This window comes from Parvularcula sp. LCG005, assembly GCF_032930845.1.
In the GTDB taxonomy this organism is placed as follows: domain Bacteria; phylum Pseudomonadota; class Alphaproteobacteria; order Caulobacterales; family Parvularculaceae; genus Parvularcula.
Genome location: NZ_CP136758.1, coordinates 322,145 through 348,996 on the forward strand (window position 1 = coordinate 322,145; position 26,852 = coordinate 348,996).

General features: G+C 60.9%; 30 protein-coding genes and 1 riboswitch. Of the genes, 15 read left to right on the forward strand and 15 right to left on the reverse strand.

Annotated elements, in window-relative coordinates; all coding sequences use genetic code 11:
• The first annotated feature begins 35 nt into the window (after positions 1-35).
• On the forward strand, positions 36-1,604 hold the full coding sequence (locus RUI03_RS01405; protein WP_317288496.1) for an undecaprenyl-phosphate glucose phosphotransferase: 1,569 nt from the start codon (positions 36-38) through the stop codon (positions 1,602-1,604).
• Here the strand turns inward: RUI03_RS01405 and RUI03_RS01410 are convergent.
• Positions 1,584-2,105, reverse strand: a complete 522-nt coding sequence (locus tag RUI03_RS01410; RefSeq protein WP_317288497.1) for a hypothetical protein — start codon at positions 2,103-2,105, stop codon at positions 1,584-1,586. The two genes, RUI03_RS01405 and RUI03_RS01410, sit on opposite strands and share 21 nt — an antisense overlap.
• Positions 2,106-2,302: 197 nt before the next feature.
• Between RUI03_RS01410 and RUI03_RS01415 the strand changes: the two genes are divergently transcribed.
• Complete coding sequence (locus RUI03_RS01415) at positions 2,303-3,487, forward strand: NAD-dependent epimerase/dehydratase family protein (RefSeq protein ID WP_317288498.1); 1,185 nt, start codon at positions 2,303-2,305, stop codon at positions 3,485-3,487.
• 4 nt (positions 3,488-3,491) lie between these two features.
• Here the strand turns inward: RUI03_RS01415 and RUI03_RS01420 are convergent, their stop codons facing one another.
• Both RUI03_RS01420 and RUI03_RS01425 read right to left on the reverse strand, forming a co-directional pair.
• Entirely contained in the window at positions 3,492-4,829 is a 1,338-nt protein-coding gene (locus tag RUI03_RS01420) for an MFS transporter (RefSeq protein WP_317288499.1), read from the reverse strand.
• Positions 4,826-5,590: a lysophospholipid acyltransferase family protein gene (locus tag RUI03_RS01425; protein WP_317288500.1), complete on the reverse strand. Its 765-nt coding sequence runs from the start codon at positions 5,588-5,590 to the stop codon at positions 4,826-4,828. The genes RUI03_RS01420 and RUI03_RS01425 overlap by 4 nt, the downstream gene beginning before the upstream one ends.
• Positions 5,591-5,708: 118 nt before the next feature.
• Between RUI03_RS01425 and RUI03_RS01430 the strand changes: the two genes are divergently transcribed.
• Positions 5,709-6,461 carry a polysaccharide lyase gene (locus tag RUI03_RS01430; protein ID WP_317288501.1) on the forward strand — a complete coding sequence of 251 codons (753 nt, stop codon included), beginning with the start codon at positions 5,709-5,711 and terminating at the stop codon, positions 6,459-6,461.
• On the opposite strand, the gene ccmE is transcribed toward RUI03_RS01430, so the two are convergent.
• The 7 genes from ccmE to RUI03_RS01465 all read right to left on the reverse strand — a co-directional run bounded on the left by ccmE (position 6,458) and on the right by RUI03_RS01465 (position 10,918).
• Complete coding sequence (gene ccmE / locus RUI03_RS01435; RefSeq protein ID WP_317288502.1) at positions 6,458-6,937, reverse strand: cytochrome c maturation protein CcmE; 480 nt, start codon at positions 6,935-6,937, stop codon at positions 6,458-6,460. The genes RUI03_RS01430 and ccmE overlap by 4 nt on opposite strands.
• Entirely contained in the window at positions 6,934-7,074 is a 141-nt protein-coding gene (locus RUI03_RS01440) for a heme exporter protein CcmD (protein WP_317288503.1), read from the reverse strand. The genes ccmE and RUI03_RS01440 overlap by 4 nt, the downstream gene beginning before the upstream one ends.
• Complete coding sequence (gene ccmC / locus RUI03_RS01445) at positions 7,067-7,840, reverse strand: heme ABC transporter permease CcmC (RefSeq protein ID WP_317288504.1); 774 nt, start codon at positions 7,838-7,840, stop codon at positions 7,067-7,069. Before ccmC ends, RUI03_RS01440 begins: the two co-directional genes overlap by 8 nt.
• A gap of 100 nt (positions 7,841-7,940) precedes the next feature.
• Positions 7,941-8,267 (reverse strand): hypothetical protein, encoded by a 327-nt coding sequence (locus tag RUI03_RS01450; RefSeq protein ID WP_317288505.1) that lies wholly within the window; start codon positions 8,265-8,267, stop codon positions 7,941-7,943.
• A 61-nt stretch (positions 8,268-8,328) separates the two neighbouring features.
• Positions 8,329-9,618, reverse strand: a complete 1,290-nt coding sequence (locus RUI03_RS01455) for an MATE family efflux transporter (RefSeq protein WP_317289662.1) — start codon at positions 9,616-9,618, stop codon at positions 8,329-8,331.
• A gap of 50 nt (positions 9,619-9,668) precedes the next feature.
• The gene (locus RUI03_RS01460) at positions 9,669-10,475 is read right to left on the reverse strand and encodes a hypothetical protein (RefSeq protein WP_317288506.1); all 807 of its coding nucleotides are present in this window, start codon (positions 10,473-10,475) and stop codon (positions 9,669-9,671) included.
• 5 nt (positions 10,476-10,480) lie between these two features.
• Complete coding sequence (locus RUI03_RS01465) at positions 10,481-10,918, reverse strand: ABA4-like family protein (protein WP_317288507.1); 438 nt, start codon at positions 10,916-10,918, stop codon at positions 10,481-10,483.
• An 83-nt stretch (positions 10,919-11,001) separates the two neighbouring features.
• On the opposite strand from RUI03_RS01465, the gene RUI03_RS01470 reads away from it, so the two are divergent.
• Entirely contained in the window at positions 11,002-11,553 is a 552-nt protein-coding gene (locus RUI03_RS01470) for a TetR/AcrR family transcriptional regulator (RefSeq protein WP_317288508.1), read from the forward strand.
• A gap of 70 nt (positions 11,554-11,623) precedes the next feature.
• Here RUI03_RS01470 and rpmE read toward each other — a convergent pair whose 3' ends face one another.
• On the reverse strand, positions 11,624-11,842 hold the full coding sequence (gene rpmE, locus RUI03_RS01475; RefSeq protein WP_317288509.1) for a 50S ribosomal protein L31: 219 nt from the start codon (positions 11,840-11,842) through the stop codon (positions 11,624-11,626).
• 198 nt (positions 11,843-12,040) lie between these two features.
• On the opposite strand from rpmE, the gene RUI03_RS01480 reads away from it, so the two are divergent.
• From RUI03_RS01480 to RUI03_RS01495, 4 genes are all read left to right on the forward strand, one after another.
• A complete protein-coding gene (locus tag RUI03_RS01480; RefSeq protein ID WP_317288510.1) occupies positions 12,041-13,093 on the forward strand; it encodes an SMP-30/gluconolactonase/LRE family protein in 1,053 nt (350 codons plus the stop codon).
• Positions 13,093-14,499, forward strand: a complete 1,407-nt coding sequence (gene thrC, locus RUI03_RS01485; RefSeq protein ID WP_317288511.1) for a threonine synthase — start codon at positions 13,093-13,095, stop codon at positions 14,497-14,499. The genes RUI03_RS01480 and thrC overlap by 1 nt, the downstream gene beginning before the upstream one ends.
• Positions 14,499-15,104 carry a GNAT family protein gene (locus RUI03_RS01490; RefSeq protein WP_317288512.1) on the forward strand — a complete coding sequence of 202 codons (606 nt, stop codon included), beginning with the start codon at positions 14,499-14,501 and terminating at the stop codon, positions 15,102-15,104. The genes thrC and RUI03_RS01490 overlap by 1 nt, the downstream gene beginning before the upstream one ends.
• 78 nt (positions 15,105-15,182) lie before the next feature.
• Positions 15,183-17,516, forward strand: coding sequence for an EAL domain-containing protein (locus RUI03_RS01495; RefSeq protein WP_317288513.1), 2,334 nt, complete (start codon positions 15,183-15,185; stop codon positions 17,514-17,516).
• A 33-nt stretch (positions 17,517-17,549) separates the two neighbouring features.
• Here RUI03_RS01495 and RUI03_RS01500 read toward each other — a convergent pair whose 3' ends face one another.
• Complete coding sequence (locus RUI03_RS01500) at positions 17,550-18,179, reverse strand: YqgE/AlgH family protein (protein ID WP_317288514.1); 630 nt, start codon at positions 18,177-18,179, stop codon at positions 17,550-17,552.
• Between the two features lie 126 nt (positions 18,180-18,305).
• On the opposite strand from RUI03_RS01500, the gene RUI03_RS01505 reads away from it, so the two are divergent.
• Both RUI03_RS01505 and RUI03_RS01510 read left to right on the forward strand, forming a co-directional pair.
• A complete protein-coding gene (locus RUI03_RS01505) occupies positions 18,306-18,788 on the forward strand; it encodes a peroxiredoxin (RefSeq protein WP_410795977.1) in 483 nt (160 codons plus the stop codon).
• 116 nt (positions 18,789-18,904) lie between these two features.
• Positions 18,905-19,123 (forward strand): hypothetical protein, encoded by a 219-nt coding sequence (locus RUI03_RS01510; protein WP_317288516.1) that lies wholly within the window; start codon positions 18,905-18,907, stop codon positions 19,121-19,123.
• Positions 19,124-19,140: 17 nt separating this feature from the next.
• Here RUI03_RS01510 and RUI03_RS01515 read toward each other — a convergent pair whose 3' ends face one another.
• The 3 genes from RUI03_RS01515 to RUI03_RS01525 are packed head-to-tail and all read right to left on the reverse strand — an operon-like array spanning position 19,141 to position 21,593.
• Positions 19,141-19,383: a DUF4170 domain-containing protein gene (locus RUI03_RS01515; protein WP_317288517.1), complete on the reverse strand. Its 243-nt coding sequence runs from the start codon at positions 19,381-19,383 to the stop codon at positions 19,141-19,143.
• A 30-nt stretch (positions 19,384-19,413) separates the two neighbouring features.
• Positions 19,414-20,247, reverse strand: a complete 834-nt coding sequence (locus RUI03_RS01520; RefSeq protein ID WP_317288518.1) for a 3'(2'),5'-bisphosphate nucleotidase CysQ — start codon at positions 20,245-20,247, stop codon at positions 19,414-19,416.
• Positions 20,248-20,252: 5 nt separating this feature from the next.
• Positions 20,253-21,593, reverse strand: a complete 1,341-nt coding sequence (locus RUI03_RS01525; protein ID WP_317288519.1) for a TldD/PmbA family protein — start codon at positions 21,591-21,593, stop codon at positions 20,253-20,255.
• Positions 21,594-21,680: 87 nt separating this feature from the next.
• Positions 21,681-21,805, forward strand: a riboswitch (glycine riboswitch).
• A 134-nt stretch (positions 21,806-21,939) separates the two neighbouring features.
• Between RUI03_RS01525 and gcvT the strand changes: the two genes are divergently transcribed.
• Genes gcvT through gcvPB form a run of 5 tightly spaced genes read left to right on the forward strand, consistent with a single transcriptional unit; the run spans position 21,940 to position 26,834 of the window.
• On the forward strand, positions 21,940-23,094 hold the full coding sequence (gene gcvT, locus RUI03_RS01530; protein WP_317288520.1) for a glycine cleavage system aminomethyltransferase GcvT: 1,155 nt from the start codon (positions 21,940-21,942) through the stop codon (positions 23,092-23,094).
• Positions 23,095-23,105: 11 nt separating this feature from the next.
• Positions 23,106-23,477 carry a glycine cleavage system protein GcvH gene (gene gcvH, locus RUI03_RS01535; protein WP_317288521.1) on the forward strand — a complete coding sequence of 124 codons (372 nt, stop codon included), beginning with the start codon at positions 23,106-23,108 and terminating at the stop codon, positions 23,475-23,477.
• Positions 23,470-23,913 (forward strand): VOC family protein, encoded by a 444-nt coding sequence (locus RUI03_RS01540; RefSeq protein WP_317288522.1) that lies wholly within the window; start codon positions 23,470-23,472, stop codon positions 23,911-23,913. The genes gcvH and RUI03_RS01540 overlap by 8 nt, the downstream gene beginning before the upstream one ends.
• Positions 23,914-23,919: 6 nt before the next feature.
• Positions 23,920-25,266: an aminomethyl-transferring glycine dehydrogenase subunit GcvPA gene (gcvPA, locus tag RUI03_RS01545; RefSeq protein WP_317288523.1), complete on the forward strand. Its 1,347-nt coding sequence runs from the start codon at positions 23,920-23,922 to the stop codon at positions 25,264-25,266.
• On the forward strand, positions 25,263-26,834 hold the full coding sequence (gene gcvPB, locus RUI03_RS01550; protein ID WP_317288524.1) for an aminomethyl-transferring glycine dehydrogenase subunit GcvPB: 1,572 nt from the start codon (positions 25,263-25,265) through the stop codon (positions 26,832-26,834). Before gcvPA ends, gcvPB begins: the two co-directional genes overlap by 4 nt.
• Positions 26,835-26,852 lie beyond the last annotated feature (18 nt).

Sequence of the window (26,852 nt, forward strand, 5' to 3'; positions counted from 1 at the left end):
TAGAGGTGGTTGCGCCGCCCACGGGGATCGGGTCTATGGTGACTAGTTTCGGCTGGCGACGTGTGAAATCCGCAGCAGATGGATTTGCATCGGCTCGCAAAGACGACGGAGCGGACACAGGCACATCAGCAGTGAGCAGTACAGGTCAAACACAGTCAGATAAGCCCGGCGTGACCGGTCAGCGTGCTGTGATGACGCCGCCAAAGCGGCGTCCGTTCATGTCTCGGGAAATGTGCGGTGATATCGCCGCTGCCCTCACGGTGATGATCATCACCGGGGCTGCGTTTGCGGCAACACCGCTGGCTGACCGCGGCGTAATTATCGATGGCTTTGCCACCGCCTCCGATCCATGGATCCTGATCTGCACCGGTTTCCTTGCGGGCCTCGCCCTTGCAGAGGCGCTGCGTCAGGGCGGCTATTTTCATTTCGACCAGTTGCTGCACAGTTGGGATTCCTTGCGCGGCGTGGTCTGGCGCTGGGGCCTGACGCTGCTCAGCCTGATCGCACTGTCCTACGCTTTTGGTGTTTCACAGCTTTTGTCCCGCAGCTGGCTGCTGGCCTGGGCGCTTTTCGCGACCGTTGGCCTGGTGCTGGGCCGCTTCGCGACGACCTGGGTCCTGCGCAATCTGACCCGTGATGGCCGTAGCTTGTGCCGGAAAATTGCCGTTGTCGGCGATGATGAAGTTGCGGAGCTTTTTCTCAAGCGTGCGGGTGAGCGGGAGAGCGGCCTGCTGGTTGTCGCCCGCTATACTGCCGAAGAAATGGCCGAGACTGGCCAGGGCGCCATGGATCAGGCCCAGTCGCTGGTCGAAGCCGGCATGCTGGACGATGTCATCCTGTGCCTGCCCGATTCGAAATCTGAGCAGATCACGCAGATCATTAGCCGGTTGAGTGCCTTGCCGGTGCATGTGGCCCTCTGTCCTGACCATTTCTGGCTCGAGCGCGGCGTTGGCCAGATGACGACTATCGGCACCATGCCCCTGTTGACGGTTCATCGCCGACCGATCACGGGCTGGAACAATTTCGTGAAAATGCTCGAGGACAAGATCCTCGGTTCCATTCTCTTCCTGTTTGCCCTGCCGATCATGGTGATCTGCGCCATCGCCGTCCGCCTGGACAGCCCGGGGCCCATTTTCTTCATCCAGAACCGCCAGGGCTTTGCCGGTGAGATTTTCCCGATCGTGAAATTCCGGACCATGCGCGTGATGGAAAACGGGGATACGGTCGTCCAGGCGACCAAGGACGATGACCGTATCACGCGCGTCGGCCGTTTCCTGCGCCGCGCCAGCCTCGATGAACTGCCGCAGCTGTGGAATGTGCTGCGCGGTGACATGTCGCTCGTCGGACCGCGCCCTCACGCGATTGCCCACGACAAATACTACATGCACATCATCGCTGATTACGCCGCCCGCCATAAGGTGAAGCCCGGCATCACCGGCTGGGCCCAGGTCAAAGGGTTCCGCGGGGAAACCGCGGATGACGAAACCATGGCCGCGCGGATCCGGCACGATCTTGCTTATATTGAGAACTGGTCCCTGACCTTCGACCTGCGCATCATCGTGATGACAGTGCTGGCAGTGATTCTACCGAAGAACGCCTACTGACCACGGGGACCGCTCGGCCTCGACATCTTCGGCCCGGTCATCGCCGGGGCGCCGGGTCTTTGGCCGTTCCGGCTTGGGCGGGGGCAGGGCCATCCGCTCTTCACCCATTACCAGCTCGGCAAGCACGGCCTGGGACACAGGCACGCGACCGCGGACGCCGATCTCACCCTGATCATCGACACACAGAAAGTGAAAGCCGGATTTGACATCCAGACTGCGGCGCAGCTTGCGGGTGTTCAGCCAGCTCATGGGCTGGCCGTTCCGGCGCGGTACGTCATTGCCGTAGATCTCGACAACGTTGATGTGGACGCGGCGGATTTCGTGCAGGATCGGTTTAAGGGCGCGGCGCTGGCGCACGCACCCATCATCGTTCTGGTCCTGGCCTACAAGGATAATGGAGCGGGCGAGATTGCACGCCACAGGCGCTCGTTCGCTCGTCCAGCTGACCGGCAGCAGCGCCGACAGCACATCCTTCGCAGTGTCCAGGAGCGATAAACCCATTATTTCTGCAACCGGGACGATAACGCCCAACCGATTGTCCCTAAAAGACGCAACGTGTCGCATATCCATGCAATTATCGCTGCGCTTTACCGTTTTGAACCATATATTTGGCCGAAACAATCCCACCAAACCGTTGTCAAATCTGCTAGCCAGTCTCTAAGAGTGAGAACCTTGAATGTCCGAAAGGTGGGTAGTGGATGAAAATTGTCGTTCTGGGCGGGGATGGTTTTTGCGGGTGGCCGACGGCCCTGCATTTGTCGGCACAGGGGCACGACGTCTGTATCGTCGATAACCTTTCGCGTCGAAAAATTGATGTTGAGCTGGAAGTCGAGTCCCTGACCCCCATTTCGCCGCTGACCGATCGGGTTGCGGCGTGGAAGCGCGTGTCTGGCAAGGACATTTCGGTCAAGTTCATTGATGTTGCTCATCAATATACTGATCTTCTGAACCTGCTGCATTCCTATCAGCCGGATGCGCTGGTGCACTTCGCCGAACAGCGCGCTGCGCCCTATTCGATGAAGTCAGCGTCCCATAAGCGTTATACGGTCGATAATAACCTCAATGCGACGCACAACGTGCTGGCGGCAATTGTTGAAAGCGGCCTTGATATCCACGTCGTGCATCTGGGGACGATGGGGGTCTATGGCTACGGGACGGCCGGCATGGTCATCCCGGAAGGCTATCTGACGGTTCAGGTTGATGCCGGCGTCAATGGCCTTGTTGAGCAGGAAATTCTGTATCCGGCCAATCCCGGCTCGATCTATCACATGACCAAGACGCAGGATCAGCTGTTCTTTGCCTATTATGCAAAGAACGATCACCTGCGGATCACCGACCTTCACCAGGGCATTGTCTGGGGCACCCAGACCGAAGAAACCCGTCTTGATGAAGCGCTGATCAACCGGTTTGATTATGATGGCGACTACGGCACGGTCCTCAACCGCTTCCTGATGCAGGCGGCGATCGGATACCCGCTCACCGTTCATGGCACGGGCGGGCAGACGCGCGCGTTCATCCACATTCAGGATACGGTCAAATGTATCGAACTGGCGGTGACCAATCCGCCAGAGCGCGGCGACCGGGTGATGATTCTGAACCAGATGACCGAAACGCGTCGCGTACGGGACCTGGCGCAGATGATTGCCGACAAGACGGGCTGCGAAATCGACCGAATTCCCAATCCGCGCAAGGAAGCGGATGAGAATGAGCTGCAGGTCGAGAACAAGCAGTTCCTTCAACTGGGGCTCAACCCGACGACCCTTGATGCGGGTCTGATGGAAGAGGTGCAGGAAATCGCCAAGAAATACGCGCACCGTTGTGACAAGCGGCGCATTCCGTGTGCATCATATTGGACCTCGGACAACAAGGATAAGGCATCCTGATTATTCAGGGTGTCTTGCTGATGGCAGGATCTGATGAAAGCGGCGGGCTGCCATAGACGGTAGCCGCCGCTTTTTTAATGGCTGTCTGCCGCCGTAGCATGAACAGCAGGACGCAAAGCTGCAGGACCGCAAGGACGAGGAAGACATCCTCCGCGCCAAGGCCCGCCCCGCGCAGGGGGAGCAGGAGCGCGGCGCCAATCGTTGCGGCCGCGCCATTCGTCATGTTCGACGTCCCCATGACCTTTGCCCGCTCATCTTCAGGCGCACGCTGCTGCAGCGCTGCCATCATGGGGACGGCAAAGAGGCCATTGGCCGCGGCGGTACAGGACAGAAGAATCAGGAGGGGTATGCTTTGAGGCCGGAAGATCGGCAGGTCAGGATTGGCGCCAAGGCTGACGAGCCAGATCAGGAAACAGCCAACGATCGTGCCAAAGACGCCAATGCCCGCCAGTGTAAAGCTGTCACGGACGCGGCCCCCCCAAATGCCCGCAATAATCGAGCCGATCCCGGCGCCAATCGCAAAAAGGGCCTGTACCGCGGAGATGCTGGCATCGTTGCCCCCCAGGACTTCCGACACATAGTCGGGCAGATTGGCGAGAACGGCCGAGGCAACGAACCAGAACCATCCGATTCCGAGCATGGGATAGAAGACGCCCTTCATCTCGAAGACGTGGGCGTATTGTTTCCACGCCACTTTGGGGATGTTCCAGTCAATGGGGCGATGTCCGGGCGCGTGGGTCTCCGGCATGTAGAAGGATGACAGCATGCCAAGACCGGCAGCACCAATAAGCATGGCAGAGACGATCAGCCTGCCGCCTTCCTGGTTCACGAACAGACCGCCAAGGCCGTAACCGGCGATGATCGCCACGAACAGGCCGGCATTGTAGTAGCCATTCGCCCGGATCAACTCGCCCGGGCCAAAGAGCTGGGGCATGACGGCATTGCGGACGGGGCTGAAAAACGCTGACTGCGCGCCCATGACGAACATCGTGGCCAGCAGCAGCGGGGCCGACCCGATAAGGAAGAATATCGCTGCCAGCACCATCAGCATGACTTCGATGATCTTCAGCTTGCGGATCAGGCTGTGTCGCGGCCGACAATCAGCCAACTGGCCGGCGATCAGCGAGAACAGAAAGATTGGCAGGGTGAAGCAGATCGAGACAATTGCACTGGCCCGCTCACCCATCCCCCAAGGCAGACTGAAGACCCCCGTGTCGCCTGCATTGAACGCCGCAAGAACGGCCAGGATTGTTGCCATACGGAGGGTATTGTCGGCAAACGCCCCAAGGGTCGTCGCGCCCCACAGGGGCCAGAACCGCCGCGTTGGTATGAAACTGGTCATGCAGGGGTCGGTATCGATGGGACGATAGCGGCGGGCAGGGTGCCGGCTGCCGCCTGGTCGTGGAGAAGCGAAAGGGAACGGGTTTCGATCATCTGCTCAAGCTCGGCCATGAAACATTCCTTGTCCAGACCTGGCGCGATGGCGGGGAGAAATTCCACCGAGCAGGGGCCAGGCACGATCCACGCCGATTGCTGTGGCCAGCGCAAGCCCAGATCGGTGGCCACCGGTACGACAGGACAGTTCATTTTCTCATAAAGATGAAAGACGCCTTTGCGATAGCGGTGCTGGGTGCCCACGGGGGACAGGTGCCCTTCGGGGTAGATCAGGATGGACCGGCCCTCGGCGCTCGCTTTTTCCATCTCTTCAGCCATCAACCGGCCCCGTGCAGCCACGCCGCCGCAATTGTTCACGACAATCGCCCCGAGCTTGCGCAGGATGGGGCCCAGCAGGGGATAGTTCAGAAGGTGACCGCCAGTAACAAAGGCCAGGTCCGGAATGGCGGCGAACACGACGAAGCCGTCGCCCCAGCTTTGATGCTTGGACGCAATGATGAACGGCCCATCGGGCAGGTGGTCCAGGCCACGCAACCGCACATCAATGCCGCCAATATGCCGCATCAGCCAGACCATGACTTGGCAATAGGCCTGTATCCAGCGTGCGACCGGTCGGCGCGTCGGCCACAGAAGCAGGGGCATCGCGGTGACGACGAAAAATGTCGACACGAGATAGTAGGCGGCGCGGAACAGAATTGAACGGGGCATAAGGCCCTCCTGAATGACCAGAACCGTATAAAATGAACAATGTTCATTTGTCAACTGGCCTGCTTTGGCAGGGTGCTTTAGGGTCAGCGAAAACGGGGAGGTGCCGACGATGTTTGCCATGGATTTACTGCCTTGCGCGGCCAGCGTCCCTATTGCGGCCGAGGATTTTGAAGACGCATCCAGTACTGCCGCGGCTCTCATGACGCATCATCCCAATCTCTCCGTTATCAAGGAAAACGGTCAGCACGTGCTGCAGTCAAACTACGTCGGCGATGCGCATGGAAGTGAGCGGAACTATGCAAATATTCCGCTGAAGGACGGGTATGAGGAACTCAGCCTGTCGTTCGATGTCAAATTCGAGAAGGACTTCCCGTTCGTCCGCGGCGGCAAGATGCACGGCTTCGTCCCCGATCGCTCGGTCACGGGCGGGCAGGCGCTGACGCCCGAGGGCTGGTCGGCCCGCATCATGTGGGGCGCAGAGGGTGTGCCGCTCACCTACACCTATCATCAGGACCAGCCCGGGAAGTACGGCGAGATCGGGACGGCGTTAAGCGATGCAGCTTTCCCCACGGACGAGTGGTTTGCGGTCACCCTCCATACCCGTCTGAATACGGAGGATGGCACGCCCGGTTTCACGCGTCTTTATCTGAATGGAACGCCCGTGCGGGAACAGACGGGACTGACATTCCGAAGCGTCTTTTCACCAGAATCTCTGATCAGCCGATTTGTGATCGTGACGTTCCATGGCGGCAATGATCCCAGCTGGGCGCCGAAAAATGCCGATGGAAGCTACCGAACCGTTCAGAGCTGGTTCGACAATATTGCGATTTATGACCAGCCGTGCCGACGCATGGGTCCCGTCGTGCCCTAGCGGCGCTTGTCATTTATATATTGTTCGTAGGCGCCTGTTTCTTTCAGCGCGTCTGCGACTTCCGGGGCCATGTAGTTTTCATCATGGCGCGCCAGGACAGTTGAGGCGATGAACGTGCCGTCCTCGCGCATCCGGCCCTGTGCAATGACACCATCGCCTTCTGCGACAAGGCCCGGCAGGACATCATCGAAAATGACCGGGACGGATTTTTCGCCGTCAGTGATGGTGAAGGTGACGGCGACCGCTTCGCCAGCCTTCAGCGATCCCTTCTCGACCATGCCGCCGAGGCGGATCTCACGGTCCGGCAGCTCTGACAGCGCCGGCAATCCCGACGGCGCATAGAAATAGACCTTGGTCTGACTGACCGCGAACAGGGCAAGAGCCGTTGCGCCGAAGAATGCTGGCAGAACAATACCCAGCATCAAAAGGCGACGCTGCCGCTTGCGAAAGGGGGAGGTAGGCTTCTTGCCAGTCATCGTTTCACTCGCCTTGCCGCAAGGACAGCGTGCAGCACGAGGCCCCCCAGAATGAGGGCCGACAGACCCCAGGACAGGCCGATAAAAAGGGTGGGGTCAGCGGTGACGATGCCAGCGCCAATCGTGGGCTCACTCATGACCGCCTCCTTCGGGAATGGCTTCAAGTTGGGCGCGTGATGGAGCACGGCTTTCAGGCTGGCGGACGGTCCGCTCGACGAGGGCGGTCCGTGTGCGCAAGATCGTATAGGCGATGGAGAGGAAAAAATAGCCAAGGCCCATCAGGAGGAGCGGCCACAGCATCGAGGCGGGCATTGAGGGCCCGCCCTCGCGGATCACGGTGGCCTTCTGATGGAGGCTGTCCCACCAGTCGACAGAAAACTTGATGATGGGAAGGTTGATCGCGCCGAGCATTGCCAGCAGGGCGGCGAGCCGAGCGGCGCGGGCTTCGCCCTCAACCGCCTGCCAAATTGAGATATAGCCAACATAGATGAACATCAGCACCAGCATGGATGTCAGTCGCGGATCCCAGTCCCAATACACGCCCCATGTGACCTTACCCCAGAAACTGCCGGTCATCAGTGCAAGGACAGTGAAGGCAAGGCCGATTTTGGCGGCCTCGCGCGCGGCAAGGTCGGCGAGGCGATGGCGCCAGACAAATCCAACAAAGCTGGCGATCGCGACGGCCGCATAGGTCTGGAGCGCGAGCCATGCTGCGGGGACATGGACGTACATCATCCGGACGCTTTCGCCCTGCCGGAAATCAGGCGGCGAGGTGATGAATGCCATATAGGTGCCAGCGGCCAGGCAAAGCGCCGTCAGAACCCACAGAACGGGCATGACCGGTCGTGTGACCGCCAGAAAGCGCGCCGGATTGGCGAGTTGCGAGATGGGATGCGTCTTCATCGGGCTGGCTTTTACCAGCTTGGCGCGCTGTGGCCATGACTCAGACGCAAAAAAGCCCTGCCAGATTGTCTCTGGCAGGGCGGATGCGGACGGGAAGGCGTCAGCCTTTCTGGTAGAGTGGTGTGGCGTCGGACAGATCGCCCAGATCCTGTTCCAGACGCTCGCCGGTTGGATCGGGGTCGTCCTCGGTGGACTGTTTCATCACGCCCTTGTCCGCATTGTATGTCTCGTTCTGTTCCGGCGTCCGGGCGTCTTCCGGTGAGAAGACGGGATCATCGGTCAGGTCGACGGGGAGGGGCTGATCTTCAAGATTGTCCGGCTCTGTCGCCGGGCGCTCGACATCGGCAAATTTTTCATTGCTCGGCGGATGCTCGAAGCGTTGACGGCTATTTTCGTCTTTGTCCTGTGGACCGCGCAGATTTTCCATATGAGCCTCCATTTCATGGCTTGCACAAGAAACGGATGGGGGCGGCGATCTGTTCCCGTGATCAGCCCGTCAGGCGCCGAAAGCCTGGCCAGGCGATCAGCAGCATGACCCCGCGGCTGAGCATGAAGACGACGAAAGCCAGCCAGAGACCATGATTGCCGAGGATGGGCACAACACCGATCAGGGCTGCGGCAAATAGACCGACAGAGGCGAGCATGGCGTTGCGGAGCACATTTCCGCGCATGGCGCCGATGAAGATGCCGTCGAGCTGGAACGGCACCATCATGACGATGGGACCGATGATGGCCCATGGATAATATTGGCCGATGACCGCTCGCAGGTCCCGCATATCTCCCTGCGGCGGGATGACAAGGTCGATGACCGGCTGTGCGGCGAGCCAGAGGATGATGGTCAGGCAAAGTGCAGCGCCAATCGCCAGAGTGCTGGTCGACCGGACCGCTTCATGAAACCGGGCGCGTCGATCGTTGGTGGCGCCCAGTGCCTTTCCGACCAGTGTTTCTGCAGCAATCGCAGGTCCATCAAGCAGCAGACCCGCGGTCATGACGATGTGCATCAGGACCTCATTCGCTGCCAGTGTGATATCGCCGAACTGTCCGCCCGCCCGCGCGAACCAGGCAAATACAAAAGCCAGCAGAAAAGTCCGTATGGCGATGTCCATGTTCAGGGCAAGGATCGATCGTAAATTCTCGCGCAGCCGCGCCAGGTCCCAGTGCTGGCGGATCCCGCCGCGCCGATGCAGGACCCCGAGGATAACGCCGCCCAGCAAGACTGTACCGAGCCCTTCGGCCAGGGCCGTGCCAGCGGCGATACCCTTGACGCCCCAGTCCAGATAAAGAACGAACCAGGCGTCAAGAACAGCGTTGAGGATCGTCACTGAGACCACGACGACCATCATCAGCCCGGTCCTCCCCTGACCGGTGAGCCAGCCCACGCCTGCGAAAAATGCAATGGCCAGCGGTGCCGCGAGAAGCCGGATTTCAATATAGTCACGCATGGCACCAAGGGCGCCGGGCGAAACATCCGTGCCGCCGCCCATGATCCACTGCGCGGCCTGACTGATCGGCAGGCGGAGGATGAGGAGCACAAAGCCGAGAACAAACCCAAGCAACGCGCCCTGAATGAGATGCGCCCGCAGACCGGCTTCGTCATTGCGGCCATCGGCCTGAGCCGACAGTCCCGAAAGGCTCATGCGCAAGAAGCCCAGCGTCCAGTAGACAATCGCGAACACAGCTGCAGCCAGCGATACGCCGGCAATATCCGTCGTTGTCGCGCCGCGGGCGAGCACGGCCATGTCAACGACGCCCAGAAGCGGGGTGATCATGGCCGCCATGCTGGCAGGAAAGGCAATGCGAAAGGCGCGGACGACGCCGTCGTGAGAACTCAATAAGGGAATAGAGGCAAACCTTTGTAGCCCAGAACAATAAGGCCGATGATACCGGCAACCAGTGCCAGCGCAAAGACATCCACCATCCGCCGCGCCCAGAATGATTGTGCACCTGCCAGCTCTACAGCAGCGCCAAAAACGGGCAGGATCTGCATGGCGTGGATCGCCAGAAAATGACCGGGTCGCAGATCCCCCACCACTCTGGACCAGCCCAGAAGCGGAATACCCACAATATCTGATCCGGGATCCCCAACCCAGTGACCCAGATTGGCAGCGATGGCCGCGCCCGAACCGATACCGGCGATGCCAGTGATGATAAGGCCCAAGACGATCGCGCGGCGATAGGGACCTTTCAGACGATCCGACCGCCGGGCGATCAGGCAGCCCAGCCAGAACGACGTGGCTGTGAGCAGAAGAGCCGCCACGCCCATGGCCCGATACAGATTGGCGGTGGTCTGGGACGTCCCGTTGAAATGGCTTTCAAGCCCATGGGCGCCTTGCCAGGTGATATAGCCCACTTCAAAAAGGCTGGTGATGATCGCCGTCCATGCCAAGGCCTCCAGCTGCCATCCGCGTCGGCCGGCGGGCAGATCGGCAGCAAAGTAGGCCAGCGTCAGCAGGAAAAGGCCGGTGGAGAGCATGAACTTGATGGGTTTGATCCACACAGACACGCCGGCCAATTGGCGATGATCAACGAGGCTTGCGGCCAGACTGGGGATTGCCAGACAGAGCAGGGCAATGCCGAATACGGTCAGGGCCCGGTGCCCCCGCCAGAAGCGGGCCAGAAAAAATGTCTTTGTCATGTGAGTCAGTCAATGGACCGCAAGCCGCGATTTCTCACGGTGCGGATGATAAAGTAGAGGAGCAGGCCTGTTGGTCCAAGCATGAATGTAAGGATCAGGCAGGGCACGAGAAGAAGATGGGGCACGCCGTTTCGTTTTGCATCACGCGCTTCCCATGCACCGACGAACAGGTCGAAAGCGAGGTAGTGGATCCAGCCGACGAGCGCGCCGCCATCGCTGGCCAGAAGGGTTTTGACGCCCTCGAGCGAGGTGAAATCGCCTGCCATACCGCCCGCCTGAACAAGGCCAGGCACGAGCAGGAGGACGTAGGCAGTTGAGAGCAGGAGGGGCAGGATAATGGCCGTAATCCACTGGGTGCCGCGCCAGAACGGCAGGAAAACGAGGGCAGCCCATCCGGCAAGCGGCACGGCATTCACGATCGGAAACAATTCGTCTGGCGTCATGGAAACTCTCCCTTGATGCCTTATCTAGACATTGTCTAGATTGACTGTCAAGAACACCTTTCATCAGGAGAATCTATCAATTTGTGGCCAAGTCTCAGAACTATCATCATGGCGATCTGCGCAACGCCATCATCAATGCTGCTATTGCCATTCTCGATGAAAAGGGTGTCGAAGGCCTGACGCTTCGTCAGTGTGCGTTGCGGGCGGGGGTCAGTCACGGCGCGCCGTCCCATCATTTTGGTGACATGCGCGGCCTCACCACGGCGCTGGCGGCGCGGGGATTTGCCATGCTGACAGAAGAGATGACGATTTCGGGGGATGTGGACATGCCGGCGATCGGCATCGCTTACGTCCGCTTCGCGCTGGCCAATCCCGGCCTCTACAGCGTGATGTTCCGCGCTGATCTGCTCAACCCGAATGACGCTGATCTGAAGGCCAGTGGCGGCGAGGCCTATGGGGTACTCGCCGCTGCCGTGGCGCGACAATATCCGTCCGATGAAGCGGAGGAAGCGGCGATGCGTGACGCGATGTGGTCACTGGTGCACGGCTACGCGTCCCTGGTGATGGCCGGGGAAATCGACATGCCAGACGATGTTGAGCGCGCCGTCATCAGCCTCGTCCGTGCACTGACCTGAAAACGGCTCGGACACAGCAAAAAGCGGCCCGCGAGGGGCCGCTTGGCTGTTCCCGAAGAACAGGTCAGGATCAGATGCCGAAATTGCCGAACTTGCTGTTGAACTTGGACACGCGGCCTTTATCGGTCAGGCGCTGTGGGCCACCGGTCCACGCAGGGTGCGACGTCGGATCGATATCGAGGTTCAGGGTCTGGCCCGGCTCGCCAAGGGTCGAGCGGGTCGTGAATTTCGTCCCATCGGTCATCACGACTTCGATGAAGTGATATTCGGGATGCGTGTTCTTTTTCATATCGGGCCTCACGGGTGACGTGGGTAAAACTCTAGGAAGGCGCGGCGCATAGGCTATTGAGCTAGAAAGGGCAAGACCGAATTGCGATCCAGCCTCAAAAGAAATTGGTCTGGCGTGGTGGTTCGGGGACGGTCAAGGCTTGTCCTTTGACCGTCCATGGGCTTGGTTGTGGGTCTGTCAGTTATGGGCTCCTCCTGAATGCGTTTCCTGACCCCGTTTGTGTACCTGATTGCCCTGACCGCTATCGGCGCTATCGCCGTGATCGTCTGGCTCGGTTTCAGTTTCCGTCAATTCGATGTCGTGGAGGCCAAGGGCAAGCTTCGCTGTACGCCTGTGGTCGGCATTTATGGCGCGATCGACATTGCGCCGCTTCCCGGGACGGGTATTGCCTTTCTGTCGACCATGGATCGCCGGGGTGAGGCGCCGCGCGGCATGCTGCTGCGGTTTGACACGGATAATCCGCTGGACGATTCCTCCTGGCGCGACCGCACCGATGGCGCGCCTGCGCTGCTCAATCCCATGGGCATTGACCTCTACCACACTCTGCTGCCCGATGGCCGGGCGCTGAACCGTCTGTTTGCGGTCAATCTCGCCGGTCCTGAAGTGCTGCTCTACGACATCGACGCGAGCGGCGACCTGGTCCTTCGGGAGCGCTTTTCCGATCCGCGTCTGACCAGTCCTAATGATGTCGTCGCCACCGGCCCGCGCAGTTTTTATGTCACCAATGATACGGCGGCAGGACGGGAAAGCTGGCGTGGCAAGGTCGATTTCATGTTCGGCTTCAAGACCGGTCAGATCCTGCACTATGATGGGTCCAGCTGGTCCGACGTGGCCGATGGCCTGGCATTCCCGAACGGCTTGGCGCTGTCAGACGATGGCAAGACGCTGTATCTGGCCGAGATGCGGGCCAAGCGGCTTGTCCGATATGAGCGTGATCCGGAAACGGACGTCCTGACCGCATCGCGTTACGTGCCGCTCGACACGTTCCCTGACAGCGTCTCGATCGACACGGATAATCACGTTCTCGTCGGCTCGATCCCGCAGCCGCTGTCGTTCACCGCCTATGGTGAAGGGCTGAAAGACCAGGCGCCATCGCAGATTATGCGGGTGGCAGAGAGCGGACTGACCGAAACGGTCTTCCAAGACCCCGGAGATGTGCTATCCGCCGCGACAGTGGGCGTGCGGCTTAAGGACAAGATCCTGATCGGCTCGCGCGCCGCGGATCGGTTCTTGATGTGTAGCGGGGGATAATGGCCGCCCAGGTTTCTTACAGTTCGACGCGCGGGCAGTCGCCTGAGCTGTCGTTTGATGACGTTCTGCTGACGGGGCTTGCGCCAGATGGCGGCCTTTATGCGCCGGATCACTGGCCCACCCTGAGCAAGGCTGAGCTCAAATCCCTGGCGGGGCAGCCCTATCAGGTGATCGCCCGCGCCGTCATTTCGCCATTCCTCGACGACACTGTGTCGGACGCCGAACTGGGCGAGATGATCGACGCCGCCTACGGTCGCTTTGCGCATCCTGCCGTCGCCCCCGTGCTGCAGACGGGGCCAGCCGACTTCATGATGGAGCTGCATCACGGCCCGACACTGGCGTTCAAGGATGTGGCGATGCAGTTGCTCGGGCACCTGTTTGCTGCGCGTCTGAAGGCCCGCGGTCGTCAGATGACGATTGTCGCGGCGACGTCAGGTGACACGGGCGGTGCGGCCATCGATGCCATGGCCAACCGGCCAGGCGTCAATATCTGTGTACTGCATCCCAATGGCCGGATTTCCGAAGTGCAGCGCCGCTTCATGACGACGGTTGAGGCGGACAACGTGCTGAACATTGCCGTTGAAGGCAATTTCGACGACTGTCAGGCGCTGGTCAAAGCGATGTTTGCGGATGTGGATTTCCGCGACGCCGTCAGTCTTGGTGCGGTCAACTCGATCAACTGGGCACGGATCGTTGCGCAGATCGTCTACTATGTGTCGACGTCGCTGACGCTCAGTCGTGACGGTGAGCCTGTGCACTTCTGTGTGCCGACCGGCAATTTCGGGGACATTTTCGCCGGCTTTGTCGCCAAGCAGATGGGCGCGCCGGTGGGTCACCTTGTGGTGGCGACGAATGAGAACGACATACTCAACCGCGCCATGCGCCAGGGCGCCTACAAGCCCGATGGCGTTATCGCAACGCAGTCGCCCTCCATGGACATTCAGGTGTCCAGCAATTTTGAGCGGCTTCTCTATATTGCCTGCGGCCGCGACGCTGAACTCGTCAGGGAACTGATGGGATCGCTGAAAGAGGGCGGGTTTGTCCTGCCTCAGAACCTGCGCGCGGCGATTGCGCCGGACTTCAGCTCCTATCGCGCCAGCGAGGAGGCGACGGCCGCCAAGATCGCGCAGATCTGGCGGGAAACGGGTCAGTTGATCGATCCGCATACGGCTGTCGGCCTTGTGGCCGCCGATGGCGCGCGGGCCAATGGTCTGAAAGGAACGCTGGTGACGCTGTCGACAGCCCATGCGGCAAAATTCCCCGACGCGGTCGAAAGTGCCACGGGGGTCCGGCCAGACCTGCCGGCCCGCTGCCGTGATCTTTATGCCCGAGATGAAGTGATGACCGTCCTGCCCAACGATTATGCGGCGGTGACCGATTATATCCGCAAGGCCTTCGAGAACTGATGGCGCGGTGGCTCTCATCCATGTCGGGATGGGGACCTGCCGGGATCACCCTCGTGAACGGCGCGGTCACTCTGCGTCCGCCGTTGAAGACGGATTTTGAAGCCTGGCAGGCTGTCATGACGCGGGACAGGGATGTGCTGGCCCCGCGCCAGCCCACTTGGCCGGACGATCATCTCAGCCTCGCCAGCTATCGCCGTCGCCTGCGAGTTTATGATGCAGAACGCGAACAGTCGCGCGGCTTTGCGTTCCATATCGTGGCGACGGAAGATGACCGCTTCCTCGGCGTCCTGCGGATCGCGCCCATCCACTACGGCGCCGCGCAGTCGGGAACGCTTGGATATTGGGTGGAGCGCGAAAGCTGGGGTCAGGGCATCGCCACCCAGTCCGTCGCCGCGGCTGTCTCCTTTGTCTTCAAGCAGTTGCAGCTGGCGCGCCTCGATGCCCATTGCCTGCCGGACAATATTGCGTCCCGCCGGGTGCTCGAAAAAAACGGATTTCAGGAGGAAGGCACGTTGCGCAGCTTCCTTGAGATCAACAAAGTGAGAAAAGATCACATTCTTTACGGCCGGGTCGCACAATCTGTGCATGGTAGTGGCGGGCAATGACCTTGTGCCGGGCCCTCAGGTTCGTCACAATCGTTAGTGGCGGTCCATGGGCCGGCTAGTGGGAGTAGGGTGACGCGCATGCAGGGCAATCTGCCAACCTTCGGAATTGACGCCTATGCCGACAAGCTGGGTCGTCTTGCGACTTATGCGCCGCGGGAGCTGATGCTGACCGAGGGGGCTGTGCTGGGCGGTTTGGCCATCGTGGCCGGTATCCTGATCATCATCGCTTTGTTGCGCCGGTCGGCCATGGCGGCTGTCAGCTTTTCTTTTGTGTCCCTGACCGGCCTGCTGCTGTCGATCGTTTTCGACCGTCTCGATTTTGTCCCGACCGGGACCCAGACCCTGATCGTCTGCCTCTACGCCTGCGGCGTGCTTCTGTTCGTCACGGCGACATTGCGCGTGGCGCGGGAAAACCCCTTCGTTGGCGGGATTGTCCTGATGGCCATTGCCGCCATGCTCGTGGTGGGCGGGGCCAGCGCGCTCAACGTCATTGATGGCTGGCCGATGGCGCGGCTGTCCCTGATGGTGACGGGCGGCATGACGCTCCTTTTTATCATTATCGAATTTGTCCGGGGCGATCGCGCATCAATCATCGTGTCGCCCGGCCTCGTCCTGCAGCTTCTGGGCGGGGGCGGGATGGCCTATGTGGCGTCCCAAGCCGGTGATCTGACCTGGTGGATGAGTGTTGGGCCCACGGTCGCGCTGGCCCTTGGCGCTTTTTACGCGGCTGTCGCGGCGCAGATCGTCGTCGCCATGCATCAACGTGGTCATCGGCCTGTGGTGAACATGACTGTTTCACCGGCTGCTGGTGCGGCCGGCGCAGGTGCCGCCGCGGTCTCGATGTTCGAGGAGGTGCACCATGACGATACCCCGGCGCCGCAGCGTCGGAACCGGGTCGATGTCGCGCCCGAACCCCTGACCCGCAGCCGCCAGCCGGTGATCGAAGAAATTGACGATGACGAGCCTGCATTTGATCATTACGACGAGCCGCCGGCCTTTGTAGCGCCAGAGCCAGAGCCGGAGCCAGCCGAGCCGCCACCCTCGCGGCCGCGGCATGATTATGCCCCCTTCAAGGCGCGGCCCGCAGCGCCTGAACCACAACCCTATGCAGCGCCGCCGGCGGCGGCTGGCTTCGCCGACGATCAATATTCAGAGCCCGTTTCGGCCCAGTGGGGTCGCGGTGGTGACCAGGGCCTGACCCATCGGATGGGTGATGATGAATATGTCTGGGACGTGCTTGCCGACCAGGAAGTGCGCATGGGCCCCAGCTTTGCCAAACTCTTCCAGATTGGCGACGGCCGCCTTGCGGCCCCCGAAGTCCTGCGGGACGCCATTGACGCCGATAGCCTCGATGAATTTGACGAGCAGATCCTTGGCGGGCCTGAGCCGTCCACGGGCCGGTTCGATGTCATGCTGACCACCCGTTCCGGTGATGTGGTGCAGCTTGAGGGTCGTCGTCAGGTGGATCACGACGGCATCATGGTGCGCATTGCGGCACGGGCTGAACTGCTGCGCGCGGCACCGGTCGCGGCGCCGCGGCCAGCCGCGCCGTTGACGGCCAAACCGTCGCTGGCGGCAGCAGCGTCGCGGACTGAGCCTCCCCCGCTAACAGCGGGACCGGCCCCGACCGGTGCCGTGGCCGCCCTTCAGCGCGGTGAAATCGAGGCGCATTTTCAGCCGATCGTTCGCCTGAGTGATCGCAAGACCGTCGGCTTTGAGGCGCTGGCCCGCTGGCGCCAGCAGGATGGTACGATTGTCGACGCCTCAAGCTTCGTCGACGATATCGTCGAGGCGGGAGAGGGACTGGCGCTGGCTGACATGATCATCGCCCATGCCGCGGCGGCACTGGGCGCCTGGATCGCAGAAGAGCCAGGGCAGGGGCAATTTGTGACCGTGAATGTGGCGGCCTCCGATCTGCCCAAAGATGGGTTGTCGGACCTGATCGATCAGGCCGTGAAGCAGCATAGCCTGCCACCGGGCGCGCTGGTCGTTGAACTGACCGAGGGCCGCATTCAGTCGTCCCATTCCAAGGCGCTCGCGGCCGCCAAGGCCGTCCGTGGCGCTGGGGCGAGCCTCGCCATTGATGATTTCGGGATCGGCTTCTCGACCCTCAGCCGTCTGCAGAAATTCCATTTCGACATCATCAAGACCGACAAGTCGATCATCGAGAATATCGGCAAGCAGAAAAAGAAAAAGTCGTTCCTCGCGGCCATCCTGACGACGGCCCGCAAATCGGGCGCGCCCGTCGTGGCCGAGGGGATCGAAGACGAAGAAACGGCACAGCTGCTGGCGTCCATGGGCTGCGATTTCGGCCAAGGGTTCCTGTTTGGGGCCGCCGCGCCGCTCGGCGGGGGGCAGGCTGCCGCCGGCGGAACGGGGTCGGGCCAAGGCGGCGTCGGCAATCTGCGCTAGGGTCTGTGTCTCAGGAGGCTGATCCGCGCAGCGTCAGGAAAGAGGCCTTGTGCCAGCATTTCCGTCTGATGCCAGCGCGGCCAGGTTCGACGGGCTAAGGCCGATCTGCGCCAGGGCAGCTGACCACATGTCCTTGGCCGACGTTTCAAAGATCAGATCGTGACTAGCCGGCAGATCGAGCCATAAATTACGGCGAAGCTCATCGTCGAGCTGGCCGGCTGACCATCCGGCGTGACCGGCGATCAACTTTGTATGGGACAGGGCGTGGCGCGCTTCGTCGAGATGCTCGAGCGCATCCCGGTTCGCGGTCAGACCCATATTGCCGGCAATCACGAATGTCGTGGCATGGTGGTATTCATCCGTATGCAGCACGAATCCATGCCCCTGATCGCACGGGCCGCCAAGGAAGATCGGCACGGACCGGCCGTCAACCGAAGGACCAAAATCGGCATTCTTGACGGCATCCTGCGCCACGACGCCGTCGATTGGCTTGTTCACGATCACGCCGAACGCGTGCTCGGTATCGTGGGTACACACCAATACAACCGCCTGATCGAAGGGAGGGTCGACCAGTCCCGGCAGCGAAATCAGCAATCGGCCAGAGAGGCCGGACTTTGAGCTGTCCGCAGCGGTGGCGGCTGAATTTGAAAAGCGAAGCGTCATATCAGTGAAGTAGGAGACTGTCTGCCGCTGGCAACTATGGCGCCAAGAAATGAGCGTGCTCAAACGCCGGCTGGCGATTTCAGAAAAGACGCCTAAAGCATCAGGTGACACCCTCAGAAAGTGATGATCATGATCAAAATTGGCGACAGCCTACCCCAGATGACGTTGATGAAAGCGACGCCCGATGGGCCCGAACCGCTTGAAACCGCATCATATTTTGCCAACCGCACGACGGTCCTGTTTGCCGTGCCCGGTGCCTTCACGCCGACCTGCTCTGCGCGCCATCTGCCAGGCTTTGTCGAGCGCAGGGACGATTTTACCGCGAAGGGCGTCGATCAGGTGGCCTGTATTTCGGTCAATGATGGTTTTGTCATGGGCGCCTGGGGCGAGAGTGCCAATGCGACCGGACAGATTGACATGATCGCGGACGGGAACGGCGAATTTGCGCAGGCTCTCGGTCTCGACATGGATTCAAGCGGCTTCGGCATGGGGCTGCGGTCACGCCGCTATGCCATGATCGTTGAAGACAATGTGGTGAAAGCCCTGAATGTCGAAGAGCCAGGTACGTTTGAGGTATCGAGCGCGGACTACGTCCTGAATCAGCTTTAGCCGATTGTTGCGATATGTGGCGGTAAGGCACCATTTTCGGTGCGTTACCGCTCACAGGCAGGAACTGATACGCTTTGTCACTATGCAGAAGGCGCAGTCTTTGCTCTGCTATGCCCATGACGACGACGACTTCAGAGATCGTGCTTGCGGGATTTGAGATCCCGCCTGCTCTTCGCTCAGTGGTTTCCCTCATTGGTCTTGTGACCGGGATCCTTCTTCTGGGCGTGACCTTTATTGCCGCGGCGGTCGTGCTTCCCTTTGCCCTCCTCCTGACATTCGTGCTTGGACGAGGCCATAAAGGGCAGCGCAAGGGATGGCAGCCTGTCCCGGTCTGACGGCCAGGACAGTTTGGTCAGCCAAGAAGGCCGTCCCCATCGGGGTCGAGCAGGCGATGCAGATGCACAATGAAATAGCGCGTATGGGCGCTGTCCACGGTTGCCTGCGCTTTTGAGCGCCAGGCGGCCTCCGCCTCTGCATAGTTGGGAAACACCCCGACAATATCGACATTGTTCAGGTCCTTGAACTCTGCCTTGGAAGGGCTGGTCAGCTCGCCACCAAAGACGAGGTGAAGAAGCTGCTTGTTTTTGTCTGTCATAAAATCCGTCTTTCGAGTCAGTACTGATTTTTAAGCCGACAGCGTGACTTCCCGCAAATCGGCCGGCAGATGGTTGAGGCGTGAAACGAGTTGGGAATAAAGGCCCGGTGCGGCGCACACAAGAGCGCGCTGTACCGGTTCCACGCCATTGAAGCGAAATTCCTTCCCCTTGTGGTCTGACGCAATGGCGCCTGCCTCAGACGCGATCAGCGCCCCCGGCGCGACATCCCAGTCCGCCTTGCGCAGCAGGGCCAGGGCCGCATCATATTCACCCTTGGCGACCAGGGCCATTCGGTAGCTGGTGGAGTTGCGATAGCCGACCTGCATGGCCGGCCAGGGCTGCAGCCATTGCGGATGGGCGAAGAGGTGTTTCCAGCCCAGCATCCGGCACTGCTCTACCGCGTCACAGGCACTGGCCCTGATGGGGGCACTGTTACAGAAGGCACCGCCGCCCAGCGTGGCTTCGAAGAATTCGTCCGTGATGGGATTATAGATGGCGGAGGCGACGGCTTTGGTGCCTTCGACCAGCGCCACGCAGACGGCAAATTCGGGACGCCCTTCAAGAAATGCACGGGTGCCATCGATAGGGTCGACAATCCACACCCGTCGGGCCGTCAGCCGCTGTAGATCATCGGCACTTTCTTCGGACAGCCAGCCATAATCGGCGCGCGCGCCTGCGCGCAGCATCTCTTCAAGAATGGCATTGGCTTCGAGATCTGCCTCGGTGACAGGAGAGCGATCCTGTTTGTGCCAGCTTTTCAGGCCACGGGTCTTGAACCGTTTGACCACCGCTGCCCCGGCCGACCGGACCGCCTTGCAGAGCAGGGCGTGGTCGTCGGCCAGCGAAGGCGATGGATCAGACACCGCCCTCAGCTTCCAGCAATGGTCATCTGTTCGATGCGCAGGGAGGGGGCGTTGGTGGAGCCCTTGCGCTCGAAATCATTGGCGGCGGTGAGGTGCAGCCACATCTCGAGCAGATTGCCGGCAATCGTGATTTCGGACACTGGCTCACCAACAACGCCGCCAGAGATCCAGAAGCCCGAACACCCGACTGAATAGTCACCGGTGTTCGGATTGATCTGCGGGCCGAACATATCCGTCACGAGAAGGCCTTTGCCCGTATCTCTGTACAGTTCTTCCGGGCTCATCTCGCCGGGGCCAAGGTCGAAGTTGAACGTGCCGGAACCGGGCGGGCCACCGGTGCCGCGTTTGGCCCGGCCATTGGATGGCAGGCCCAGCTGTCGTCCCTGTGAGCTGTTGAGGATCCACGTCGTCAGCACACCGTCCTGAATAACGTGCAACGGTGCCGGCCGGATGCCTTCACCATCAAAATTGCGAGAGCCAAAGCCCCGCTTGATGAAGGGATCATCCGTAATCGTCATATGAGCAGGGAAAAGCTGCTGGCCCATTCGGTCCTTCAGGAAGCTGGTGCCCCGCGCAATGGCGCCGCCATTGACCGCTCCGGAGAGTGGCGACAGCAGTGACCGGGCCAGACGCTTGTCAAAAATGACCGGCGCTTTCTGGCTTTCCAGTTTGCGGGGTTTCAGGCGCTTGACTGCCCGCTCGCCAGCGCAGCGGCCAATTTCGTCAGGCGCGCGCATGTCACTCAGATGGGTCGCGCTGCCATAGTCGTAGTCGCGTTCCATGCCGGTGCCTTCACCGGCAATGACGGAGACCGAAAGGCTGTGACTGCCGCCGGTCGAGCTGCCGGAGAAGCCGTGGGAGGTGGCGAACCAGCTCTGGCCGTAGCCCACCGATGCGCCAGCGCCTGAGGAGGTCGTCACGCCGTCAACGCCCAGTGCCGCCGCTTCGCAGTCGAGGGCGCGCTGTTTGAGGACATCCGCAGGCGGTTCCTCGCCGTCGAACATGTCGAGGTCCTCGAACGGCCCTTCCGCCAACAGGCTTGGATCCGCGAGGCCGCAATAGGGGTCGGCCGGCGCAAGGCGTGCCATGGCCACGGCGCGCTCAACCAGCTCGTTCAGGGCATTGTCCGAAAAGTCGGTGGTCGAGACGCTGGCCTGACGCTGGCCGATCAGGACTCGCAGTCCCAGGTCGCGGCTTTCGGACCGCTCGATATCTTCGACCTCGCCCAGACGGACAGAAACACTGTCACTGACGCTGCGATAGATAAGCGCATCGGCGGCATCCGCCCCGGCTGCCGTGGCGCGGTTGAGCAGCACGGCGAGAATGTCATCGAGTTTTTCAGTCATATGCCCGGCAATAGGCGTCAGCCGATTGACTGGCAAGCCGGAGGCCGTATTCTTCGGCCCAAGTCGCGGTCGGTTCTCCGGCCGCACGTCTTCCTGGCGGGAGACGCCGGTGGGCTGCAAAAGGTGATGGTCTACATCAGCCAAAGCATCTACCGGGGCCGAAGGCGCAACCACCCCGGAAACGCTCAGGCACCATGGACCGCCCGGCAGAACCAAAGGCTGGAAAAGGATCAGCAGGTCCTACCGAAGGAGCAAGCGGGTCCGCCCGTCAATCTCTCAGGTTCCCATGACAGCCGGGGTCTTTGGATGCGGTGACCGCGTCTTTATTCTTCGGGGTATGCTTGGGATGTCTGAACTGAAAAAATTACCACTGGATGCACTGCATCGCGAACTGGGCGGCAAAATGGTGCCCTTCGCCGGCTACGAAATGCCCGTGCAATATCCGGCCGGAGTGAAAGCAGAACATCTGCACACACGTGCCCGGGCCGGGCTTTTCGATGTCAGCCATATGGGGCAGGGCTGGCTCACCTCAATTCACGGCACAGGCACGGACACCGCGCATGTCATGGTCGCTGACCTGATCGAGACGCGGGTCCCCGGCGAGATTCGAAAGCTGGGTCGTGGCCGCATCCGCTACACAGTCCTGCTCAGCGATGAGGGGGGTATTCTCGACGATCTGATGATCACGCGTCCTGCTGCGGACGAGGACCAGGGTCGCCTGTTCATCGTCGTCAACGCGGCCGTGAAAGATCAGGACTTCGCCCTGATGCGCGAAAAGCTGACTGATGGTGAGTTGGTGGTCCTTGAGGACCGTGCGCTGCTCGCGCTGCAGGGACCTGAGGCGGCGGCTGTGCTGTCGGAGATCATCCCTGAGGCAGCGGACATGCCCTTCATGTCGATGATGGACGCGCATTTTGACGGCCTGCCCATCATCCTGTCCCGCTGCGGCTATACCGGTGAAGACGGGTTCGAGCTTTCGGTCCCGGCCGAAGAGGCCGAAGGGGTCGCCCGGCGCCTTCTCGAGTTTGATGCGGTCGAGCCGATCGGCCTTGGTGCGCGGGACTCCCTGCGGCTTGAGGCCGGCCTCTGCCTTTACGGTCATGATATGTCGGGGGCGGAAAGCCCTGTGGAAGCGTCCATTCAGTTCGCTATGGGCAAGCGCCGCCGCGAAGAGGGAGGCTTCCCGGGTTACGACCGCATTGCCCGCGAACTTGCTGAGGGCGCCCATAAGGTCCGTGTCGGGATCAAGCCTGACGGTCGGGCACCCGCGCGCGAGGGCGTGCCGATCCAGTCGACAGACGGCCATCCCATTGGTGTTGTGACGTCTGGCGGGTTTGGCCCCACCTATGATGGCCCCTTGGCCATGGGGTATGTTGCGGCCACCCACGCCGCCCCAGGTACGCAAATCGAGCTTCTCATCCGCGGCAAGGCGCAGCCCGCCACCGTGGTCGAGCTTCCCTTTGTCCCGCAGCGTTATTACCGCGGCAAGAAATCAGCCTAAGGAACGAGAGCATGTCTACCAAATTTACCAAAGACCACGAATGGGTGCGCATGGACGGGGACGTCGCCATTATCGGCATTACGCCTCACGCCGCTGAACAGCTGGGTGATGTGGTGTTTGTCGAGCTGCCCGACGTCGGCAAGACTTTTGCCGCCCATGACGACATGGCCGTGGTGGAAAGCGTCAAGGCGGCCTCGGACGTCTACGCCCCGATCTCGGGTGAGATTGTCGCTGTGAATGGCGACATCGTGGATTCCCCAGAAAAGGTGAACGAGGACCCTGCAGGCGACGCCTGGTTCGTGAAGATCAAGCCTTCCGACCTGTCAGAGCTTGACGGTCTGATGGACGAAGCGGCGTATAAGGACTTTGCCGATCATGGCTGACCGACCGAGATTTCATCTCGCCTTTCCCGTGCACAGCCTTGAGGCAGCACGGGAATTCTATGGCGAATGGCTCGGCTGCCCTGAGGGGCGTTCAAACAGTCACTGGATCGATTTTGATCTTCATGGCCATCAGATCGTCGCCCATCTGGCGGAGAGCGAAGGGCCGGAAGATCACCACAATCCGGTGGACGGAAAGTCCGTTCCCGTTCCCCATTTCGGGCTTATCCTGGAATGGGCGGACTGGGAGGTCTTGCGCGATCGGCTCACCGGCCTTGGCGCGGACTTCATTATCGAACCCTATGTGCGGTTCAAGGATCAACCGGGTGAGCAGGCGACCATGTTTCTGCGTGACCCGTCGGGCAATGCCCTCGAATTTAAAGCTTTCCGTGACGAAGTCATGGTCTTCGCCAAGCGGTTCAATGATGGAAGTGTGTAAGGACGAATGAGATATCTTCCCCTGAATGATGATGAACGCGCGCAGATGCGCGGTGTCATTGGCGTTGACGCCATTGACGACCTGTTCACCGATGTGCCCGTCGATGCTCTGAACCCCAGTCTCGATCTGCCTGATCACAAGGGGGAGATGGAAGTTGAGCGCATCATGGCGGGTCTCGCCGCGCGTAACCGTGCCGCTGGGGCCGGCCCCTTCTTTGCCGGATGCGGCGCGTACAAGCACCATGTGCCTGCCACGGTGGACCACATCATTCAGCGGTCTGAATTCCTGACGGCCTATACGCCGTACCAGCCGGAAATCGCCCAAGGCACGCTGCAATACCTGTTTGAATTCCAGAGCCAGGTCGCCACCCTGACCGGCATGGACATCGCCAACGCGTCCATGTATGACGGTTCCACCGCGGCGGCCGAAGCGGCGCTGATGGCGCGCCGGGTGACCAAGCGCAATAAAGTCATCTGCTCCGGTGGTCTGCACCCGCACTATGCGCAGGTGATCCACACCAATTCAGAGCTGATCGGCGACACGGTGCTTGAAGCCCCAACCCACCCGGAAGGGCAGGGGTCTATCGCTGACATGATCGATGATGACACGTCCTGTATCATCGTTCAGTCCCCTGACGTCTTCGGTAATATCCGTGATCTCTCCGCCTTGGCAGAGAAAGCCCATGCCCATGGTGCGCTGCTGGTGGCCGTGGTCACCGAGGCGGTCAGCCTTGGTCTGCTCAAATCACCGGGCGCCCAAGGCGCCGACATTGTGGTGGCTGAGGGACAGTCGATCGGCAACGCGCTGAACTTTGGCGGGCCCTATGTCGGTCTCTTCGCTGCGCGCGAAAAACTCGTCCGGCATATGCCTGGCCGCCTGTGTGGCGAGACGGTCGATGCGGATGGCCAGCGCGGCTATGTGCTGACCCTGTCCACGCGGGAGCAGCATATTCGCCGCGACAAGGCGACGTCGAATATCTGCACCAATTCCGGCCTCTGTGCACTGGCCTTCACGGTCCATATGTCACTGCTGGGCGGCACGGGCCTGCGCCAGCTCGCAATCCTGAACCATGAGGCGGCCTGCAAGACGGCTGACGCGCTGGCAGAGATTGACGGGGTTGAAGTGCTGAACACCAGTTTCTTCAATGAATTCACGGTGCGCCTGCCGAAGAACGCCGCGACGGTCGTCGAAAATCTTGCTCATAAAGGCATTATCGCCGGTGTGCCGGGTAGTCGTCTCTGGCCGGATAATGCCGATACGGAAAATCTGCTGATTGTCGCTGCGACGGAAGTCACCACCGACGCGGATATTGCTGCCTTTGCTGTGGCTCTGAAAGGGGAGCTGTCCTCATGACCATGAACAACCAGGGTCGTCCGACCCGCCCCGAACAGACGGCCGATGTGCTGCCCCAGACCCATACGGGCAACAGAGCGCTGCAGATTGAAGAGCCGCTGATCTTTGAGGTGGGCGACTTCCGCGGCACCGGCGTCGATTTTCCAGAGGCCGAAGGCGTGCCATCGCGCCTTGGCGATTTTGCGGCGGACGACGCACCGGCTTTGCCTGGCCTGGCTGAGCCAGAGGCGATGCGTCATTTCGTGCGGCTGAGCCAGAAGAACTATGCCATCGACACCGGCCTGTTCCCGCTCGGCTCCTGCACCATGAAGCATAACCCGCGTCTGAACGAAAAGATGGCGCGCCTGCCGGGCTTTGCCGATGTGCACCCGCTGCAGCCGCAATCCACCGTCCAGGGCGCCATCGACGTCATCGAGCGGGTCGGCGACTGGCTGAAGGAACTGACCGGCATGCCTGCGGTTGCCATGTCGCCGAAGGCCGGTGCCCATGGGGAACTGTGCGGCATGATGGCCATCAAGGCGGCGCTGATCGCCCGCGGTGAAGCCGATACACGGACCCGCGTCCTTGCGCCCGACTCTGCACACGGCACAAACCCCGCGACCGCGGCCCAATGCGGTTTCACCGTTGATGGCATTCCGGCAGACAAGACAGGCCGCGTCGATCTTGAAGCGTTCAAGGCCAAGCTTGGTCCTGATGTCGCCGCAATCATGGTGACCAATCCGAACACCTGTGGTCTGTTTGAACGGGATATTCGTCAGCTGGCGGATCTTGTGCATGAGGCGGGCGGCTATTTCTATTGTGACGGTGCGAACTTCAACGCCATCATGGCCAAGGCGCGCCCCGGCGATCTTGGTGTTGATGCCATGCACATCAATCTGCACAAGACGTTCTCCACCCCCCATGGCGGCGGTGGTCCGGGTTCTGGTCCAACGGTGCTGTCTGATGCGCTCGCACCCTACGCGCCCATCCCGTTCGTCATTCATCGGGAGGGCCGGTTCACGCTGGTCGAGGATAAATCCGACCCGGCGGCCAAGGACAGCTTTGGCCGCATGGTCGCCTTTCACGGCCAGATGGGCATGTTCGTCCGGGCCCTGACCTATATGCTCAGCCATGGTGGTGACGGCCTGCGACAGGCAGCCGAAGATGCAGTCCTGAATGCCAATTACATCCAGGCGCGCCTGAAGACGGAGATGACTCCGGCGTTCGACGGCACCTGCATGCACGAGGCGCTGTTCGATGATCGTTTCCTGAAGGACACGGGCGTTGGGACGCTCGATTTTGCAAAAGCCATGATCGACGAGGGCTTCCACCCGATGACCATGTATTTCCCACTGGTCGTGTCGGGCGCCATGCTGATCGAGCCGACGGAAACGGAATCCAAACAGTCGATCGATCAATTCTGCGACGCGCTTCTGGGCCTCGCCCGCGAAGCGAAAGCGGGCAATGCGGAGAAATTCAAGGCCGCACCGGTTTATGCGCCGCGTCGTCGCCTTGATGAAACCGCTGCTGCCCGCAAGCCGGTGCTGAAGTGGACCGCGCCAGTGGATGCGTCCATGGCGGCTGAGTGACGATCAAGGGGGCGTGTC

Excerpts from the sequence above, each read along its gene's own strand:
- RUI03_RS01405 (WP_317288496.1), top strand. The coding sequence starts at position 36 with ATGGTGACTAGTTTCGGCTGGCGACGTGTGAAATCCGCAGCAGATGGA.
- RUI03_RS01410 (WP_317288497.1), bottom strand. The coding sequence starts at position 2,105 with ATGGGTTTATCGCTCCTGGACACTGCGAAGGATGTGCTGTCGGCGCTG.
- RUI03_RS01415 (WP_317288498.1), top strand. The coding sequence starts at position 2,303 with ATGAAAATTGTCGTTCTGGGCGGGGATGGTTTTTGCGGGTGGCCGACG.
- RUI03_RS01420 (WP_317288499.1), bottom strand. The coding sequence starts at position 4,829 with ATGACCAGTTTCATACCAACGCGGCGGTTCTGGCCCCTGTGGGGCGCG.
- RUI03_RS01425 (WP_317288500.1), bottom strand. The coding sequence starts at position 5,590 with ATGCCCCGTTCAATTCTGTTCCGCGCCGCCTACTATCTCGTGTCGACA.
- RUI03_RS01430 (WP_317288501.1), top strand. The coding sequence starts at position 5,709 with ATGGATTTACTGCCTTGCGCGGCCAGCGTCCCTATTGCGGCCGAGGAT.
- ccmE (WP_317288502.1), bottom strand. The coding sequence starts at position 6,937 with ATGACTGGCAAGAAGCCTACCTCCCCCTTTCGCAAGCGGCAGCGTCGC.
- RUI03_RS01440 (WP_317288503.1), bottom strand. The coding sequence starts at position 7,074 with ATGAGTGAGCCCACGATTGGCGCTGGCATCGTCACCGCTGACCCCACC.
- ccmC (WP_317288504.1), bottom strand. The coding sequence starts at position 7,840 with ATGAAGACGCATCCCATCTCGCAACTCGCCAATCCGGCGCGCTTTCTG.
- RUI03_RS01450 (WP_317288505.1), bottom strand. The coding sequence starts at position 8,267 with ATGGAAAATCTGCGCGGTCCACAGGACAAAGACGAAAATAGCCGTCAA.
- RUI03_RS01455 (WP_317289662.1), bottom strand. The coding sequence starts at position 9,618 with ATGGCGGCCATGATCACCCCGCTTCTGGGCGTCGTTGACATGGCCGTG.
- RUI03_RS01460 (WP_317288506.1), bottom strand. The coding sequence starts at position 10,475 with ATGACAAAGACATTTTTTCTGGCCCGCTTCTGGCGGGGGCACCGGGCC.
- RUI03_RS01465 (WP_317288507.1), bottom strand. The coding sequence starts at position 10,918 with ATGACGCCAGACGAATTGTTTCCGATCGTGAATGCCGTGCCGCTTGCC.
- rpmE (WP_317288509.1), bottom strand. The coding sequence starts at position 11,842 with ATGAAAAAGAACACGCATCCCGAATATCACTTCATCGAAGTCGTGATG.
- RUI03_RS01480 (WP_317288510.1), top strand. The coding sequence starts at position 12,041 with ATGCGTTTCCTGACCCCGTTTGTGTACCTGATTGCCCTGACCGCTATC.
- thrC (WP_317288511.1), top strand. The coding sequence starts at position 13,093 with ATGGCCGCCCAGGTTTCTTACAGTTCGACGCGCGGGCAGTCGCCTGAG.
- RUI03_RS01490 (WP_317288512.1), top strand. The coding sequence starts at position 14,499 with ATGGCGCGGTGGCTCTCATCCATGTCGGGATGGGGACCTGCCGGGATC.
- RUI03_RS01495 (WP_317288513.1), top strand. The coding sequence starts at position 15,183 with ATGCAGGGCAATCTGCCAACCTTCGGAATTGACGCCTATGCCGACAAG.
- RUI03_RS01500 (WP_317288514.1), bottom strand. The coding sequence starts at position 18,179 with ATGACGCTTCGCTTTTCAAATTCAGCCGCCACCGCTGCGGACAGCTCA.
- RUI03_RS01510 (WP_317288516.1), top strand. The coding sequence starts at position 18,905 with ATGACGACGACGACTTCAGAGATCGTGCTTGCGGGATTTGAGATCCCG.
- RUI03_RS01515 (WP_317288517.1), bottom strand. The coding sequence starts at position 19,383 with ATGACAGACAAAAACAAGCAGCTTCTTCACCTCGTCTTTGGTGGCGAG.
- RUI03_RS01525 (WP_317288519.1), bottom strand. The coding sequence starts at position 21,593 with ATGACTGAAAAACTCGATGACATTCTCGCCGTGCTGCTCAACCGCGCC.
- gcvT (WP_317288520.1), top strand. The coding sequence starts at position 21,940 with ATGTCTGAACTGAAAAAATTACCACTGGATGCACTGCATCGCGAACTG.
- gcvH (WP_317288521.1), top strand. The coding sequence starts at position 23,106 with ATGTCTACCAAATTTACCAAAGACCACGAATGGGTGCGCATGGACGGG.
- RUI03_RS01540 (WP_317288522.1), top strand. The coding sequence starts at position 23,470 with ATGGCTGACCGACCGAGATTTCATCTCGCCTTTCCCGTGCACAGCCTT.
- gcvPA (WP_317288523.1), top strand. The coding sequence starts at position 23,920 with ATGAGATATCTTCCCCTGAATGATGATGAACGCGCGCAGATGCGCGGT.
- gcvPB (WP_317288524.1), top strand. The coding sequence starts at position 25,263 with ATGACCATGAACAACCAGGGTCGTCCGACCCGCCCCGAACAGACGGCC.